Annotated in this window: 15 protein-coding genes and 1 pseudogene; 5 read left to right on the top strand and 11 right to left on the bottom strand. The window is 57.2% G+C overall.

Features of this window, described 5'->3' with window-relative positions; genetic code table 11:
• From ABRP86_RS07120 to ABRP86_RS07095, 6 genes and pseudogenes are all read right to left on the bottom strand, one after another.
• Positions 1–436: ATP-binding protein (locus ABRP86_RS07120; protein ID WP_349863387.1), on the bottom strand; the 436-nt coding region annotated here is incomplete at its 3' end.
• Positions 437–852: 416 nt separating this feature from the next.
• Positions 853–1455, bottom strand: coding sequence for an AlbA family DNA-binding domain-containing protein (locus tag ABRP86_RS07115; RefSeq protein ID WP_284809625.1), 603 nt, complete (start codon positions 1453–1455; stop codon positions 853–855).
• 521 nt (positions 1456–1976) lie between these two features.
• The gene (locus ABRP86_RS07110) at positions 1977–2510 is read right to left on the bottom strand and encodes a YceI family protein (RefSeq protein ID WP_349863382.1); all 534 of its coding nucleotides are present in this window, start codon (positions 2508–2510) and stop codon (positions 1977–1979) included.
• A 111-nt stretch (positions 2511–2621) separates the two neighbouring features.
• Positions 2622–6059, bottom strand: a complete 3438-nt coding sequence (gene murJ / locus ABRP86_RS07105) for a murein biosynthesis integral membrane protein MurJ (protein ID WP_349863380.1) — start codon at positions 6057–6059, stop codon at positions 2622–2624.
• A 20-nt stretch (positions 6060–6079) separates the two neighbouring features.
• A complete protein-coding gene (locus tag ABRP86_RS07100; RefSeq protein WP_349863377.1) occupies positions 6080–8311 on the bottom strand; it encodes a DUF6049 family protein in 2232 nt (743 codons plus the stop codon).
• Positions 8311–8811, bottom strand: a pseudogene (locus tag ABRP86_RS07095) (NUDIX hydrolase); the annotation flags it as partial. The gene ABRP86_RS07100 and the pseudogene ABRP86_RS07095, both read right to left, overlap by 1 nt.
• Before the next feature lie 193 nt (positions 8812–9004).
• On the opposite strand from ABRP86_RS07095, the gene ABRP86_RS07090 reads away from it, so the two are divergent.
• Genes ABRP86_RS07090 through ABRP86_RS07075 form a run of 4 tightly spaced genes read left to right on the top strand, consistent with a single transcriptional unit; the run spans position 9005 to position 12141 of the window.
• A complete protein-coding gene (locus ABRP86_RS07090; RefSeq protein ID WP_349863374.1) occupies positions 9005–10441 on the top strand; it encodes a CCA tRNA nucleotidyltransferase in 1437 nt (478 codons plus the stop codon).
• A complete protein-coding gene (locus ABRP86_RS07085; RefSeq protein ID WP_349863371.1) occupies positions 10441–11037 on the top strand; it encodes a YqgE/AlgH family protein in 597 nt (198 codons plus the stop codon). Before ABRP86_RS07090 ends, ABRP86_RS07085 begins: the two co-directional genes overlap by 1 nt.
• A gap of 39 nt (positions 11038–11076) precedes the next feature.
• Entirely contained in the window at positions 11077–11808 is a 732-nt protein-coding gene (locus ABRP86_RS07080) for an AzlC family ABC transporter permease (RefSeq protein WP_349863369.1), read from the top strand.
• Positions 11809–12141, top strand: a complete 333-nt coding sequence (locus ABRP86_RS07075; protein WP_349863367.1) for a branched-chain amino acid transporter permease — start codon at positions 11809–11811, stop codon at positions 12139–12141. It abuts the gene before it with no gap.
• A 7-nt stretch (positions 12142–12148) separates the two neighbouring features.
• On the opposite strand, the gene ABRP86_RS07070 is transcribed toward ABRP86_RS07075, so the two are convergent.
• The 5 genes from ABRP86_RS07070 to ABRP86_RS07050 form a co-directional block, all read right to left on the bottom strand.
• The gene (locus ABRP86_RS07070) at positions 12149–12460 is read right to left on the bottom strand and encodes a hypothetical protein (RefSeq protein ID WP_349863365.1); all 312 of its coding nucleotides are present in this window, start codon (positions 12458–12460) and stop codon (positions 12149–12151) included.
• Between the two features lie 6 nt (positions 12461–12466).
• Positions 12467–13441, bottom strand: a complete 975-nt coding sequence (locus ABRP86_RS07065) for a bile acid:sodium symporter family protein (RefSeq protein ID WP_349863363.1) — start codon at positions 13439–13441, stop codon at positions 12467–12469.
• 131 nt (positions 13442–13572) lie between these two features.
• Positions 13573–13938, bottom strand: coding sequence for a Rieske (2Fe-2S) protein (locus ABRP86_RS07060; RefSeq protein ID WP_349863361.1), 366 nt, complete (start codon positions 13936–13938; stop codon positions 13573–13575).
• A gap of 120 nt (positions 13939–14058) precedes the next feature.
• A complete protein-coding gene (locus tag ABRP86_RS07055) occupies positions 14059–14274 on the bottom strand; it encodes a catechol 1,2-dioxygenase (RefSeq protein ID WP_349852938.1) in 216 nt (71 codons plus the stop codon).
• A 304-nt stretch (positions 14275–14578) separates the two neighbouring features.
• Entirely contained in the window at positions 14579–15061 is a 483-nt protein-coding gene (locus ABRP86_RS07050; protein ID WP_349863359.1) for an SdpI family protein, read from the bottom strand.
• A 200-nt stretch (positions 15062–15261) separates the two neighbouring features.
• On the opposite strand from ABRP86_RS07050, the gene ABRP86_RS07045 reads away from it, so the two are divergent.
• Complete coding sequence (locus ABRP86_RS07045) at positions 15262–16473, top strand: dicarboxylate/amino acid:cation symporter (protein ID WP_349863357.1); 1212 nt, start codon at positions 15262–15264, stop codon at positions 16471–16473.
• Positions 16474–16517 lie beyond the last annotated feature (44 nt).

Here is a 16517-nt window from a genome sequence, read left to right as displayed (position 1 = left end):
GACATGGTGGTAGATTACCTTTCTTCCCAGCTCGACTGGGCTGGATATCAGGTGTCCACCACATGGGGGTCAGGTCCGTGACTTGCATTAGAGCGGCTGCGGATCGGTTGAGCAAAATCTTGTGATCCATCAGTTGGCGTGCGATAAGTAACCCATTGATACTTTCAAACGCCTTGTCCGGGTAATGGTCGTTTAATCTAGCTAACGCATAGACAAAGTCCTTGTCTACCTCACCAGAAGATAGGCTTACTTCGACAAAATTCTCCGCTGTATGCAAAGCCGGGGTATGGCGTCCACTAGCTAACATCGATGCCCACATGCGGTCGAAACCCCGTGAAGATTCCTCTGCAAGGTCCAGCATTCTTAAGGCAGCCATGAGTCGGGGATTGCGGGGGATCGATTGAGTAGTTAAGATTCGCTTTTCTGTGACTCCCACTGGCAACGGTCCTGGTGACCACACAGTAAGCGCAGTCGGTGATTGGTCAATAACTACTGCACTACTAGCATCCCAATCCCTGTGTGCGAGAGCGTTAGAAATGACCTCGTCCACTGCGGTCTCAGGAAAGGCTGGGATAGAAATCTCTTGCCCGTTTGGGAAGCTCACGCGTGCAACTTCTGTTCGTGCTGCGGTTGCTACGAGCTCTTTTAGCCTCAGGTAGGCGGTGATCAAAGGTGCTGATATTTCCGTGGCCTGGGGATCTCCTCCAGGTACCTCACGGGCCAAGTGTCTGATGGTAGTTCGACTATTGGCTGGAGTAATGAACAGGATTTCTGCGGCGTAGGTTAACTGACCTTCGCGGGTGAGAAGACCGAGCTCGGAAAGTAGTTCATTGGTCGTGTGGGGTGCTCGAACTAAGGAGCCTGAAGCCGATCGTGCTTTTTGAGGAGCTGGCGCGCTTGCTCGATGGCTGTAGCATCCAAATCTTCGAAAGAATATCGGGACTCAGCTGCAGAAAAGTCCGGATTTGCGCGCTGGTAGGTGATGGAGCGCCGCTCTTCTTCAGAAAGTGGCACGCACGAGGTGCCTCTGCGAATGCTGGCCTGCCCTTTCGGGCGTTGGTAAAGTGTCAACCCTTTGGGAATTCGCAGACAAATAAGCCGCTGACCACAATAGTTAAGTTCAGTTCCTTCTACTCTGATTCCCGGTTGAGTACCATTAAATATTTTCTGCTCAATCCATTCGATGCTGCGTGAGGTTCCGGTAAAAGCTGCGGTACCTGACTTTTCATCGGAAACGCCCAAGACGATATGGCAAACCGCAGCGTCCGCGTTGGAAAAGCATATGGTTTCATTAATGAGGAATTCAGTAAGTGAAGCATCCGGGTTTCGATTCTGTGGATGTGTTGCGGGATCTTCTTTGAAGTCCAAAACCTGACTCTCTTGGCTATCGGCGGTAGCACCTTCCTCGATAGCTTTGAGAGCTGCGTAAACGGCCTGCAATTCTGACTCAGACATAGATGAATGCTAGCACAAGTTGTTTCAAACAACTTGTGTACAACTTCTCGAAGCTTAATTATTCGATTACAGCAGATGTGCTGGTCAGAAGAGTAGCAAGTTGTTTGAAGTTGTTTACTTTAAAATCGCGCGGCGATTCCAGGATCCTAAACGAGGGGCCTAGGGATTTCTTTAAAAACCCAGCGTAACTTGGATATTTTGGGTAAAATCTCACTTCCAATGGGGCTGCTGACCCCGAATACTTGGGGGCTTCGCGGAACCCAGAAGTTGTTTCAAACAACTATACACAACTTTCAACTAATATAATTCGGCCGCTTCTTCATACCTGCAGCTCAAGGCATAAATTCAAGTTGTTTGAAGTTGTTGTGTGCTGGCCGAGTAGTTGCCCAGCCAAGGCACCGAGCCTGAAAGATTTGCCTGGGGAATACAACTAAAGCCCGCGGCCGAGCGGGTACGCGGCGCGGGCTTTAGTGGTTGGTAACCAAAAGGCTGTGAGAGCCCAAGGTTTCAAAGAAGTGCGATTACTGCTTGATGGCAGAAACCTCGAGCTCGATCTTGATGTCTTCAGAAACGAGGACGCCGCCGGTCTTGAGCGGAGCGTTGAAGTCGATGCCGAAGTCCTTGCGGTTGATCTTGGTCTGTGCCTCGAAGCCCAAGCGGAAGTTGCCGAATGGGTCTTCAGCGGTAGCGACCTCTTCAACCTTGAGGTCGACGGACTTGGTGGTGCCCTTGATGGTGAGGTCACCGGTGACGGTGCCGTTGCCGTCCTCGTCAACGTTGACGTTGGTGGTGGTGAAGGAAAGCTCTGGGTACTCCTCCACGTTGAAGAAGTCTTCGTTCTTTACGTGGCCGTCGCGGTCCTCGTTGCCGGTGGAGATGGAAGCAGCCTTGATGGTGGCCTCTGCGGTGGAGTCAGCGATGTTCTCGGCGACGTTGATGCTGCCTTCGAACTCACCGAAGTTGCCGCGCACCTTGGTAACCATGGCGTGCTTGGTAACGAATCCGATGACGGTGTGCTCTTTGTCGATGGTGTAGGTACCAGCTGCGAGGGACATGATTGTTTCTCCTAACGTTGTTGTTGATGTAACATCAACTACGATACCCGATTGGGCGCTTTAGTCAAGCCTTGAAGTAAAAATTCTTTTTCCAATCCGCTGACCTCGGTATTAAGGATGGCCTACAAGCTGGACCTCCCCCAGTGTAACCTCTTTTGACTTAGGCAGTTCCGTGATGACTATGAGCGCGGCATCGAATTGTTGGGGCGTTTCTTTGAGCTCCAGCTCCTCGTTTAAGTGCTTGAACTTTCCTTCCGCCAATTTGGGAAGAGAGCTCAGCTGCGGGTGCTTCGGATCGAAATCGTCCTTATTGACGCCATAGATTTCGTAGTGCGCGCCATTGGACCTGGTGTGGGTCACGGTCATGACAGAAAGGTGGGCCGGGTTATCCAGGGTGACCAAGACACCGGAACCGGATTCCTTCGTGGACCAGGTGGTAATCGTCTTGCCATCGATAAGCTGCTCATTATCCTCGCCGTCTGGCACCGTGATGGCGGATGATTCCTTGCGGTGCACCGGCGGGGTATCCGGGATCATCGTGGAGCCCTGCACGGTTTCAGTAACCGAACTGGTCTTTTCTACATCGCTGAGCAGGGACATCACCCACGTCGTCAGCGCCGCCATGCCCACGACGAAGATGGTGGCGAAAATGCCGATGACCACGACGCCGGAGCCCGAGTAACCGCGGCCGCCAAAGCCGGGCTCTTGCTTCGGGTCCTCTTCCTGCGAGGGTTCATCTTCAACGACCACGGGGAGGGCCTCCGTCTTTTCTTCCTGCTCTTCTGGGGCGAATTCACGCAGGCGCTTGGCGATGCCCGCCGAGGTCAACCCCTCCGCCTCCTGCAGCTCTTCCAGCTTTTCCTCGCGGGTCTCTGCATCCGCAGCATCAAAGGCCAGCCGTGCTGCTTCGAGGCGCTCTGCAGCCTCATCGGCGGTGAGATTGGCGTCATCGGAAATATCGCGCAGCTTCTTCGGCGATGGTTCGGTGGATTCGACCAGCATGCTCAGTGCGGAGCTGAGGGCCTCGCGGTCGCTTTCTGCAGACGTCCCATCCAGCACCGCGGGGAAGGCAACCTTCACGATGCCAGAGGTGGATACGCGGAAGCGGTCGCGGTGCTCCACGCCGAGGATCAGGCCGGCGTCGTGGGCCGTGGCGGCATCGGCAAACAGCGGCGCGGTAGCGCGGGCGACGGAATTGGGATCGAGGTTATCCGCCTCTGCCACCTGTTTGAGGGAGGTGCCCTCAAACCAATCCGCCACCACCAGGCAGCCGGTGCGGTAGGACAAAATCTCGATATTATCCGCCATGGTCTCTAGGTTAAGCTCGGCCAAACGCCGCGTATTGCGGGAGATTTCGGCCGAGCGGCGGGCAGAGACCGTGGGTGTCGATGGCGCGATGGGCGCCTGGGTATTGGTATCGACGAACGTCAGCGCCACGAGGCGGCCGGTGGATTGTTCGCGGGCCTGCCAGAACCGGGCGCCGGATACAGCGCCGTGATCCTGCAAGAGGCGGAAGCGGCCGTCCGATACTGGGGCGCCGGGGACCAAGCGCGGGCCGCGGACGATGCCGGCTGACATCGGTGGCGGCACCAAGGTGGCATTGAAGGAATCCTGCGTATAGACCGGCTGGATTTCCTGCAGGTCCGGTTCCTCGACCTCGATGGCCTTGGAACTGTCCACCGTGATGAACCGGGACATTCCCGGGATGCGCTGGAGGGCGCGGGCCAGGTTCTGCACCTCGGGCAGGGAGGACTTGGACAGGACGAGCCCGGTGATAATCACAAAGACGATGCCAAGCACCACGACCTTGACCAACGAGACGATCGAAGGCAGTTGCTCCGGCAAGACCAATTGCATGAGCCAGTACAGCGCCCACGACACAACCAGGCCGACCGCGCCGGCGCCGGCGGACCAGAGGACCGTCTGGGTTACGGCCTTGCCGCCCAGGCTGCCCAGCTTGCGCTTGAGTAGGAAGCCGCCGATGACCGCACCGGAGACAAAGCCAAAGCCGTTGGCGGTACCGAGGAGGATAACCACCCGGTCCGGGTTGCTGGTCATCAACGGCGCCAGCAAGGTCAGCACGACCTTGGTCAGCGTGATGCCGGCAATGATGAAGGTGGGCGTCCACGCCTCTTCCCTAGCGTAGAAAACGCGCAGGTGCAGCAGCACCAGCGCATAGGGGATCAAGGTAAAGGCGGAAAAACTGATGGTGAGGCCGAGCTGCTCGGCGCTATCCGCGCCGTAGGCGCCGTACTGGAATAGCGCGCGGGCGATGGGCACGCCGAAGCCCGTCATGAAAATGACGATGGGGATTAGCGCGATGAAGGTCAGCTTGGTACCCAAGGTGAGGTCGCGCACCACGGCATCGACATCGCCATCGGCGGCATTGCGCGAAAGCCGCGGCATGATGGCGGTCAACAAGGTCACGCCGATAACGCCGTACGGCACCTGCAGCATCAGCCACGCGTTCTGGTACACCAGCGGCGCACCGGCATCGGCATACGCCGCCACGCGGGAGGTGATGACGTAACCCAGCTGGGAGATGGCCACGTAGGTAATAATGGCCAGCGCCATGCCGCCGAATTGTTTGATGCGGGCATCGAGGCCCCACTTTGGGCGCAGGTTGATGCCGGCCTTCTTCAGATACGGCACAAGGATCAAGCACTGCACGATCACTGCAGTGGTGGTGCCCAGACCCAGCAGCATGATGTGTGGATCCGCCACCGGCGTAGGTTCGTGCGGGTCGAGGCGGCCTGGCAAAAAGCGATAAGCCAGCAGGACGCTGATGGAGATGATGTTATTGACCACCGGTGCCCAGGCGCCAGGGCCGAAGATATTCTTGGTATTTAAGACCGCCTGGAAGAGGGCGAAAAGGCCGTAGAACAGGATCTGCGGCAAGAGCAAGAAGGCCAATGATGTTGCCTGCACGGCATTGGCCTTGGAATCTTCAGGCAGCATCATCCTCGTTAATAATGGCGCGAAGATAACGGAGAGGATGGTAACGATACCCAGGATGGAAAACGCCAGGGTAAAAAGTCTTCGGACGAAGGTTTCGCCGCGGTCCGAGTCTTCCTTCTCCGCGCGCACCAAGACCGGAACCACTAGTGAGGTCAGCACCGCGCCCAGCACGATTTCGGTGACCAGGTTGGGGATCTGGTTGGCGCTACTGAAGGCCGTCCCCACCGTGGCACCAAGGGTGGCGCCGATCAGCATCTGCCGCAGGAAGCCGGTGATGCGCGAGAGCAGCGTGGCGATGGCCATCGTTCCCGTCGCGCGGATGACGTCCTGATTGGAGGCCTCGATCTCCGCATTGCGGCCAGTCAGCGCGGACTTATCTTCCTCAGGGGGAACAGTCGTGTTCTGCACTGAGGGCTTGGGCCGCTTTTCTGGTACCGGTGCGGGTGGAGAAGCGCGCACGATGCGGCCGCGCGCGCCGGCGGTAACCGGGACACGGTTCTCTTCCGCATTGGGGGCGGTATCCGTGGGGTCTACCGCGCCCGCAGGTGCCTTCTCCGCGTGGTGGGCCTGACGGCCATCTTTTTCGGTCATAGAGGATACAACTTCAACTTTTACTTTTCAGCCTTGTGATCTTTGCGTCGGTGACGGCCAAGCCGAAAGAGCGTAGCCAAAACCAGCGCGAGAGCGCCGGCTATGCCGGCAGCGTATAAGGTTACGATACCGGCACGTGTCTGCACGGAGATAGTGATGGGCTGCGAAATGGTCTGATCTTTAGGAGTGGCCAGCCACAGCCCAATATCCGTGCGATCCGCGTCCTTCGGCATATCAGCGGTCATGGATACAGTAATAGAGCCCTTAGCGGGAATACGGACGCTTTTGGGCGTGTTGAGCCGCGCGCCATCGGGGGCATCGTATTGCAGCTTTGCCTCCACCGGCAATGGCAGGCCATTTTCGGCCACGATGAGCAGCGGCGATGACTCAGATACGCGGGTATAAACATTGCCCGGGGGGATGAGGGAGACGGAATCGCGCAGATCCCGCAGCGTATTAGAGTGCATCTCCATAGTGCGGGAAAAGGACTGGCGAGCCGCGGCGTGGGTGCCCAAGCTATCGCGATTATTCAGCGATAAGGAATTGAGGAGATCGCGGCGCAGCGGCAGCACGAATTCAGAGCGCGTCATGGTGATATCAGGGTCATCGACCACGATATTCATCAGCTCATCGGTATAGCGCGCCTGTTGCTCAACGCGGGCCAATTCGGGTTCCGAAAATACCGCCGGATCGATAAAGGGACTACCGGTAGGAGCGTTGGGATCGCCCTGCTGCAATTCCACCGCGCTGATCCCGCGGGGGCGGGAGTGGCCGGATTTGAGCAAGTCTTCCGCGGCGGCGAGTGCATGCTCGGCCGCGCTTGGGTCTAAGTAGTTGGGAAGCTTGGCTACGGTATCTTCCCCGCCCGCGAGGCTAAGCGCCGCCCCGCCCGTGATGGCGCGAGATAAAGCAGAATCTTTGGAGTAGTCATAACGCAGCTCTGGGTTGGAATAACCAACCGTCTGTGGCTTGGAGCCGGTTTGGGATAGCAGGGCGCCGAGGGAGGCATCAAAAGTCGCGGCCTCGCCGGACCAGTTTGAATTATCCGCAACCAGGGATGGAACCGGCAATTTTTGGTCAATATAGCCGGAACCTACCGCCAAGATATTGCTGGCCGGGGCCTTGCCCAGGACGCGTTCGATGGTCTGGTTGCCGCGCTGCAAACCCTCAAAGACAAGGGCGGGATTATTAGCCCTTGCTACCGCAGAGGCATTCGCATTGGCCCAGGGCATGGCGATGAAGCAATCCAACTCGCGCAGGCGCTCCAGCCACCGCTCGGCATCATTTTTCGCATCGCCTGGCTCCCCCTTGTCATCGTCACTGCCCCGCGACCAGGAATCGCGCAGGCGCTTGGGGCGATCGCCTTGGGCGGGGCGGGTGGAATTGACCGTATAGCCTTGCGACATGCGGTTGACGGTATCGAGCAGCGCGGGGTCGATGGCCACACAGCCCGCCCCCTGCAGGTCATGATCCTCGTAGGTAGAAACCAACCTATCGAGGCGGCCGCCTTCGCGCAGTTCGTGCCCTAACTCATCGGAGGACAAGATGAGCTCTTCTCCCCCAAGCCCGCCGGGGACGATGTCTAGGTTGGCGCTGATGGGATAGACCACCGTGAGATCGTGGGGTTGGGAATCCTCGACTTCGTCGTGTCCTTCTTCTAGTGCCGTTTCTTCCGGTGCCTCGGTATCTTTGGCATCCGTGGGGCCCTCGTCAGAGAATTGGGCCACAAAGCGCTCCTCCGCCAGGCTCACCGCATCGCCCTCGAGAGTGCCGGTCAGGGTAAAGAGCAGCGGATAAGCGCCCGGTTCATTGATTGCCAAGGTGCGCTCGGCATCTAAGCCACTGGGCACGGTAAAGCTTATTTCCCGGGTTTCACCTGGTTGCAGCGGTGCGGTGGTCATGCCCGAGCCATAATAAGGAAAATTACCGGTGGCCATTTCCGTCCGCGCTTCTGCCGCATCAGCAACGCTATCGCCGCGGCGGCTAGTTACCTGCAGATCTTCCAAGGGCTGATCGGTGGGGTTATGCACGCGGAACCGCAGCCGCATGTCAGTGCCTACGGTAAAGGGCTGGGCATCGATAAGATCCAGATCGGCGCGCTCCGGCCCGCGCGCTCCCAACCAGGCTTGGATATCCATCTGCTCGTCCGGAACAGAGTCCATTTGGGCCGCCGCGTTTGGTAGGAACAATCCCCAACCGGTAAGTACCGCGCAACCGCCGGCCGCAGCGAGTGATTTCAGGCGCTGGTGCATTAGCGTGGGGTCGCTTTCCCTGCGTCGGCTTCCTTTCGTGCAAGATCGGGGAGGAGATCGTGCGCGATGCGCGCGAGCTTGCGTTCGTCCGCGTACGCCAAGTGCTCGATGAGTTCAGAAACGGGGATCCAGGACACCTCGGTAACCTCTGGATCCTCATCGTTCATGATGCCGTCCACAAAGCGCAGTAGGTGGTGGTGCACCGTCTTGTGGATGCGGACGCCATCAGAAACGAACCAATAATCGATCACGCCGAGGTCAGCGAAAACCTCGCCGGAAATACCGGTTTCTTCCCATACCTCGCGCTCCGCGGTGACCTCCTTGGCCTCGCCATTTTCCACGTGCCCCTTGGGCATGGACCACAATAAACGCCCGCGACGGTCTAGGCGCCCGATAAGAGCCACGTAGACGCGGGACAGGTCCGCTTTACCGTTGCCGTCGACGCACTCGGCCAGCCCAGAGATTACGAGCCCGCCCGCAGAGGTCTCATCGCGGGTCTCCATGACGGTGGAGGCGCCGTGATTATTGCCGCCGCGTTGCTGCCTGCGCTGCTGGGTGTTGCGGCGCGTGCGGTTATCCGGCCGCCGCCGGCGCCGGCGCCGGTTACGGCTACGGCCGCCTCCTTTGGAGGGGCCTTGCGCGGAGCCTTGTTCTTGGTTAGTCATCCCTGCCAATCGTAGTAGACTCTCACCCGTGAATTTTCAGGACACTCAGTTAATCGGCGTTCTTGCGCGCGCGGAGTCTACCGTGAACTCGCTCAGTGGCTTATTGAGCGGGCTGGTAGACAAATTCAGCGCGCGCGGGCATGCCCTCTACCTCGTGGGCGGCTCGGTGCGCGATGCCCTCCTCGGCCGCTTGGGCAATGATCTGGACTTCACCACCCCAGCGCGCCCGGAGGTGGTCAAGGAAATCCTGGATGAGTGGGCCGAAACGGTGTGGGATACCGGCATCGCCTATGGCACTGTGTCCGCCGTGTACAAAGGCCAGCAGATAGAAATCACCACCTTCCGCTCCGATTCCTATGATGGGCAATCGCGCAACCCCGAGGTCATCTACGGCGATAGCCTGGAGGGCGATCTGGTGCGGCGCGATTTCAAGGTCAACGCGATGGCCATTGAGCTGCTTGCCGATGCCACCTTTGAGTTCCACGATCCCCTTGGCGGCCTTCACGATGTGGCCAATAAGGTGCTCGATACCCCGGATAAACCGGAAATCTCCTTCCACGATGATCCGCTGCGGATGCTGCGCGCCGCGCGCTTCGCGTCCCAATTGGAGTTTCACGTGGCAGACCGCGTGGTAGCCGCCATGCGCGATATGGCGGCAGAGATTCAGCGCATCACGGTAGAGCGCGTCCAAGTGGAGCTGGATAAGCTCATGTGCGGCAAAGCCCCGTGGGATGGCATCGACCTGCTGGTCAATACCGGGATTGCGGATTACATCTTCCCAGAGATCCCCGCCCTGCGCATGACCACGGACGAGCACGCCCAGCACAAGGATGTTTACGCGCACTCGCTGAAGGTGCTGCGCCAAGCCATGGATCAAGAAGAAGACGGCCCGGACCTGGTTTTGCGGTGGGCGGCGTTGCTGCATGACATCGGCAAGCCCGATACCTTCGATAACACCGACGGCAAGGTTTCTTTCCACCACCACGAGGTGGTGGGCGCCAAGCTGACGCGCAAGCGCCTGCGGAAGCTGAAATACCCCAAGGCCACGACGGAAGATATTGGCCAGTTGGTCTACCTGCACATGCGTTTCCACGGTTTCGGGGAAAATCAATGGACCGATTCTGCCGTGCGGCGCTACGTCAACGATGCCGGTGACCTCCTCCCCCGCCTGCACAAGCTGGTGCGCGCCGATTGCACTACCCGCAATGCCAAGAAGGCGCGGCGTTTGCAGCACACCTATGACCAATTGGAGGAGCGAATCGAGGAGATTGGCCGTAAGGAAGACCTCGCGCGGGTGCGCCCGGATCTCGATGGCAACGAGATCATGGAGATCCTAGGCCTCTCCCCTGGCCCCGAAGTGGGACAGGCGTGGTCCTATTTGAAGGAAATGCGCCTGGAGTACGGCCCCCTCGAGCGGGAAGAAGCTATTGCGAAGTTGCGCCAGTGGTGGGAGTCTAAACAGTGATGTTTGCCGATAGATTATTTAATGCCCTCGAGCGCAACGATCCCGCCCCTGGGCAATTACTCGTGTCCGCACCAGGGATGTTGTCCCCGGAATTCGCCCGCTCCGTCATCTTATTGGTCGAGCACAATGACATGATGACCTTTGGTGTGGACCTAACCAAGCGCTCAGAGGTGGCCATTTTTAATGTGCTTCCAGAATGGATGCCCATCGTCGCTAAACCGCAGGCGCTGTATATCGGTGGTCCGCTCAACCAGCAATCCGTCGTGGGCCTAGCGCAGAGCAAGCAAGGCGTGGACCCGGATAAAGAAGAACAGCTCAGCCGCCTCGCACCGCGCCTAGCGCACGTAGATCTGCGCTCTAACCCGGAAGATATCGAGCCGCTGGTTACCGGCATGCGAATGTTTGCCGGTTATGCCGAGTGGGGTCCCGGGCAGCTGGAGGAAGAAATCGAGGCCGGCGAATGGTTTGTGGCACCCGCCCTAGCGCAGGACGTGGTGGCCCCAGGCCCGGCCGATTTATGGGCCGATGTCATGAAACGCCAGCCTATGCCTCTGCCGCTGTATTCCACCTATCCCGTGAATGTGGATGATAATTAATTCCTAGGCGGCGGAAAGTGATCGGTTACACTAACCCGTATGCGCGAGGAAATCCACAAGGGCATTAAAGACACGTGGGCGGCGGCGCTCGGGTTAATTCCATTGGGCTTGGCTTTTGGCCTCCTGATGGTGCAATCCGGTTTTAGCTGGTGGTGGACTTCCATATTTTCCATCGTTATCTACGCCGGCTCTATGGAGTTTCTCGCCATCTCCATGGTTACCGGCGGTGTCTCCGCGCTGTCCTCGCTCCTTACCGGGTTTATGGTGAATTTCCGCCATATCTTCTATGGACTAACATTCCCCCGCAAACGGATTAATTCCCCCGTGGGCAAGGCCTATTCCACCTATGCCCTCACGGATGAAACGTATGCCATCGTCTCGGCGCTGCCGCGCGAGGAGCGGCCTACCGGCACCCGCATTTTGAGCATACAAATCTTTTGCCAAATTCTGTGGGTAGGCGGCGGCATCGTTGGCGCGCTCGCCGGCCAGGTAATCCCCTCCTCCGTTGAGGGAATGGAATTCGCCCTCGTCGCCCTATTCGTCGTCCTAGCGATGGACTCCTTCCGCAATAATCAGGATCTTTCCCTGCCGCTATCGGCCGCGGCCTTAGGCATCCTCGCCGCATTCATTACCCCGGGGCAGCTGCTAATGGTCTCCCTGAGCGCGTATTTCTTGTTGCTCATCATTCGCTACCTGTCTCCGCGCGTGGATAACGCGCTTACCTGGCGGCTGCAGCCCCTTGCCTCCACGACCGTGAAGGAGGATAATTAAATGCCGGACGGAGTCAGTTTAGGCGCGATTGCTGCAGTGCTCATCCCTGTAGGCATCGTGACCGTCTTATTGCGGGAGCTTCCCTTCTCCGCAAAGAAGTGGATGAAGGATAGCGAGTTCTTTTCGCTGCTGGGCTTGATGATGCCCGTAGGCGTCATGACCATCTTGGTGGTCTATGCCGTTGCCGGACAGGCGGATGGCGCCGGCGGCCTGTGGCCGGTGCTCCTGGGCGTGCTAGTTACCGTCGGACTACACAAGTGGAAGCGCGATTCCGGATTATCCATCTTCGGCGGTACCGCGTTCTACATGATACTGGTGAACCTGGTGCTGTAGGCCGCGCCTAGCTAATTCCAAACTTGGTGGTGGCTTCCGTCCACAGCGCTTCAAATTGTTCTTGGTCCATGTACTGGGCGCTAATATCCGGGAACTCACCGTAGGTATCGGGGTGCGGAACCACTTCTTGCGGCTTGTCCACGTTTCCCGTGGAACTATTTGGGGTCGCTACCCCGACGACGGAGTCCGCAGGATCCAAAGCGATCATGCGGTGCATGCGGCAGCGCTGGGCATCGTGTTCTTCTAGTTCTGCGAGGTGGACCGCGGAGCCCACTCCCGGGACGGAGAGTTCGGTGCGCACATAAAGGTAATTAGCCATGGGAACCTAGTGTAGTTGCTCTTCGTCCCGTTGCGCGTACCGGGAGGCCAACACAGAACAGATCATTAGCTGCACCTGGTGGTAAATCATCAGCGGGAGAATCAATAGACCGAGCGATGTCGGTCCTGAGGCAAACATGACTGAGGCCATGGGAAGGCCGGTGGCCAAGGACTTCTTGGAGCCACAGAATTGGATCGCAATGGTATCGGCGCGAGAAAAACCCAGTTTTCCGGAGATGAACTGTGTTAGCCAAAGCATGAAGATGACGAATGCCGCGGCGAAAACGATGAGGAAGACAATCTCCCAGGCAGAAATGGAGGACCAGATTCCATCCACCACACCCTTGGAAAAAGCCGAATAGACCACCATGGCAATGGACCCGCGGTCCACCACCTTTGTAGCTTTGCTCTGGGCGAAGTCCGCTATCCAGCGTCGAGTTAGTTGGCCTAACACAAATGGCGCTAGAAGCAAAAGGGAGATCTCCCCAAAGACGGAGGTATCGATTTGCAGGCCGGAACCGGTACCCATGAGCAGCATGACTAGGACTGGCGTGATGAAGACGCCGGCCAAGTTGGAGGTTGAGGCGGAGACAATGGCCCCGGATACGTTTCCCTTGGCAATGGAGGTAAATGCCACTGAGGACTGCACGGTGGACGGGACCAGCGTGAGGAATAGGATCCCCATGTACATATCGTCCGTAATGAACCCAGTGAGGGGCCGCAGTGCCAAGCCAATGAGAGGATAAATGACGAAGGTGAACGCGAGAATGGTGAGGTGAAGCCGCCAGTGCTTAAGCCCATTTAGAGCTTCTTGGGTGGATAGCCGCGCGCCGTAGAGAAAAAACAACAGCGCGATCGCCACATTCGTCAGGCTGCCAAAGACGTCAGCGAAGGTGCCGCGGGCCGGTGCAATGATCGCGATTGCGACGGCCGTAAGGATGAGGACGATGAGCGGATCCGGCTTTTTAAGTCTGTGCAGCATGACCCAAAGTGTAAACCGTCTCGCTTGGTTCCACGAAAGGTAGTGCGGATAATTTTCTTCTGCGTACTCCCATTGAGTCTCATGGTTTCACGTGAAACGATGGGCGTAGAGGGTGAAGCGTCCGCGGGGATTTACGCAGTAGTGACCTTTGTACCCTCTTGGCTTACCGCAACTTCTTTGAGTGGGTCGCGGCCAGGTCCTTCAATGACCGAACCGTCTTTCAGGTTATAGGACGTATGATGCGCCGTGCAGATAGCAGTCATACCGTCGATTTCTGTAATGGGGTTTTGTTGGTGCGGGCAGGTTTGGGAGTAGGCCTTAAACTCCCCCTCTTGCGGCTGTGTGAAGATAACCCCATCGACGATGACCCCAGAGCCTACGGGAATGTCTGTTGCCGCGATCTCCGCGGATGGTTCTGAGCCACAGGCCGCGAGGTATGCACCTGCGAAAGTCGTGGCGGATCCGAGCAAGAACATGCGGCGTGAACAGATAGTCATAGCCTCTACTCTATCCTGAATGGTTCAAGGCCGGAACATGATTTCGGCGACGGTTAGTAACACGTGTCTGGTCATCATAACGTGGAAGTATTAGGTGTAGGTTTCACGTGAAACATGTCATTAGGAAAGGTTGCCGTTCCAGGTGGCGATGGAACCAGACTCGGAGGGTGTGAGTTCATAAGTGCCGGAGTCGAGCCCTAAGTCATTAACCATGGGGTGCGGACCCTCCCCTCCTACGGCTTGTGATTCCGGATCGATGCGGTGGGAGTCGGCGACATAAGAACCGATGCTAAAAGTGGAAACGGCGATTGCGGCGAGAGCTGTTGTTTTCTTCATGCCTCCCATTGTCTACGCTTGCGTGCGCTAGGTGTAGCGGCTGAGTAGCACTGTGCGGAACCTTTATGCGAGCTCTATGAATTTCCACAGGAAATGTATTTAGTGGAATGGAACCACTATAGCTAACGCCCAATGTAGAGGGTATCCTCGAATGGTAGTTTATTTTAGTTGTGACGAAACGACTGTGACTACTTGTTAGAGTAATAACGTCACTGTGTCATAAAAAATCTCCCTCGCCTGTCTCTGAGTGTGGCGATTGCCGAACAGGGACGGGAGGGAGAAAAGTAACGCGAAAGCTAAGTATTTAATTATCAGAGTGCCGGGCGGCCTGGCGGAGGGCTCCCAGATCAACCTCCGGTTGGGTGAAGGAGTTAGTGGAGGTCTCTTCCCCACCGCAGCCGCCGGAGCCACAGTTGCAGCTATCGCCACAACCCTCGTCATCGGCATGCGCTTGCTCATAAAGAAATGCTGCGCGCGATCCAAGGTTCGAACCGACGGAAAGCGCGAGGATCGCGATGACGAAAGTGGTGACTGGAATAAGCCACATCCAGCCCTCCGCGCGAAAGGCTACGACCCCACCGAAAAGTAGCGAGACTCCGCCTAGGGCCCAGAAGGGGCCTGCAACGGCGTGCGCATTATCCCACGCTTCACGTGATTTTCGGATCTCTTGTAAGCGCAAGCCGATGTATTTATTGCCGGGCAACCGCTTGGTGGCGGCGAGTGCGCCCACTGCGATAAGGAAAACGGCAAGGATTAAAAATATGATTCCCACTGCGACCATATACATAGTTTAATCCTGCAACGCGATATTGGAAATTAAGCTACGGGGCTTGTGTCTTAAATATAAGGCGGCTCGGGTAAAATTCAATTTGGATCGATCGATAGATATTCGCTCGATTTTGCACCTGCACCACGTTGTCTCTCCTTCCGTCGAACCACACACAAGTGAGTCCCCGGACTGGGAACACCTAACCTGATTGTGATTGCATGAATCTCAAGAAAATAGCGGACTCTCTCCTTTTCCGCATCGTTCTCGCCATCGTGCTTGGCATTGTCGTCAGCTTCTTTGCGCCCGAATGGTTCGGTCGAGCCTTTGCCACCTTTAACGGGCTATTTGGTAACTTCCTCAACTTCTTCATTCCTGTGCTGATTTTCGCCCTTGTCGCCCCGGCAATCGCCGGTCTTGGCAAGGGCGCAGGAAAATGGTTGGGGGTTACGGCGGCTATCGCCTACGGTTCCACCATTCTCTCGGGGTTGATTGCCTACGGCCTGGCACAGTGGCTCTATCCTTCGATGCTGGCGGGCCAAACCCTAGTGACCAACGTTTCCGACGTGGATGAGGGCTCGCTTTCCCCTTATTTCGAGGTGGAGATGGCACCACCGTTTGAGGTGATGACGGCGCTATTGCTTTCCTTCTGCATTGGTGTCGCCATGACGACGGTGAAGTCCGATACGCTCTACACCGTCACCAAAGAACTGGAAAATGTGGTGGTTAAGGTCATTTGGGGATTCGTTATTCCCATCTTGCCGTTCTACATTTTCGGCATGTTCCTTGGCCTGGGTATGAATGGCAATATTGGTGACGTCCTTTCTGCCTTTGCGAAGGTACTGATCCTGGCAGTGGTCATGACGCTGGTGTACCTCGTGCTCCAGTATGTGGTTGCCGGTGCAATCGCAGGAAAGAATCCCTTTAAGGCTCTGCGGAATATGCTGCCGGCATACTTCACTGCATTGGGTACGTCATCTTCTGCTGCGACCATTCCGGTGTCTTTGGAATCCAGCTTGCGCAACGGCATTTCGAAGCCGGTCGCGAGCTTTGTGATCCCGCTGTGCGCGACAATTCACCTGTCCGGGTCCATGATGAAGCTGACGCTTTATGCCTTCGCCATCGTCTTTATGGCGAATATGGATATCAGCACTGGCACCGGCCTTGGCTTTATCTTCCTGCTGGGAATCATGATGATCGCCGCACCAGGCGTGCCGGGTGGTGCCGTTATGGTGGCCGTTGGTCTCTTGGCGGATATGATGGGCTTCGATGACGGAATGGTGGCGCTGATGATCGCGGCCTATATTGCGATTGACTCCGTCGGTACCGCAGCGAACGTGACCGGCGATGGCGCCATTGCGATGGTCGTCGATAAGTTCGCCCGCGATAAGGTCGATACTCTCAATGAAGAAGAGGCGGAGACTGCAGCCTAGTTTCCCGTGAAACATTTGCGCCCCCTGGCTTCCTTACCCAACAA

Source organism: Corynebacterium sp. KPL3927, from assembly GCF_040225835.1.
Lineage (GTDB): Bacteria > Actinomycetota > Actinomycetes > Mycobacteriales > Mycobacteriaceae > Corynebacterium.
The sequence above is the reverse complement of the archived record's forward strand: the minus strand, read 5'-3'. Positions and strand labels throughout refer to the sequence as shown.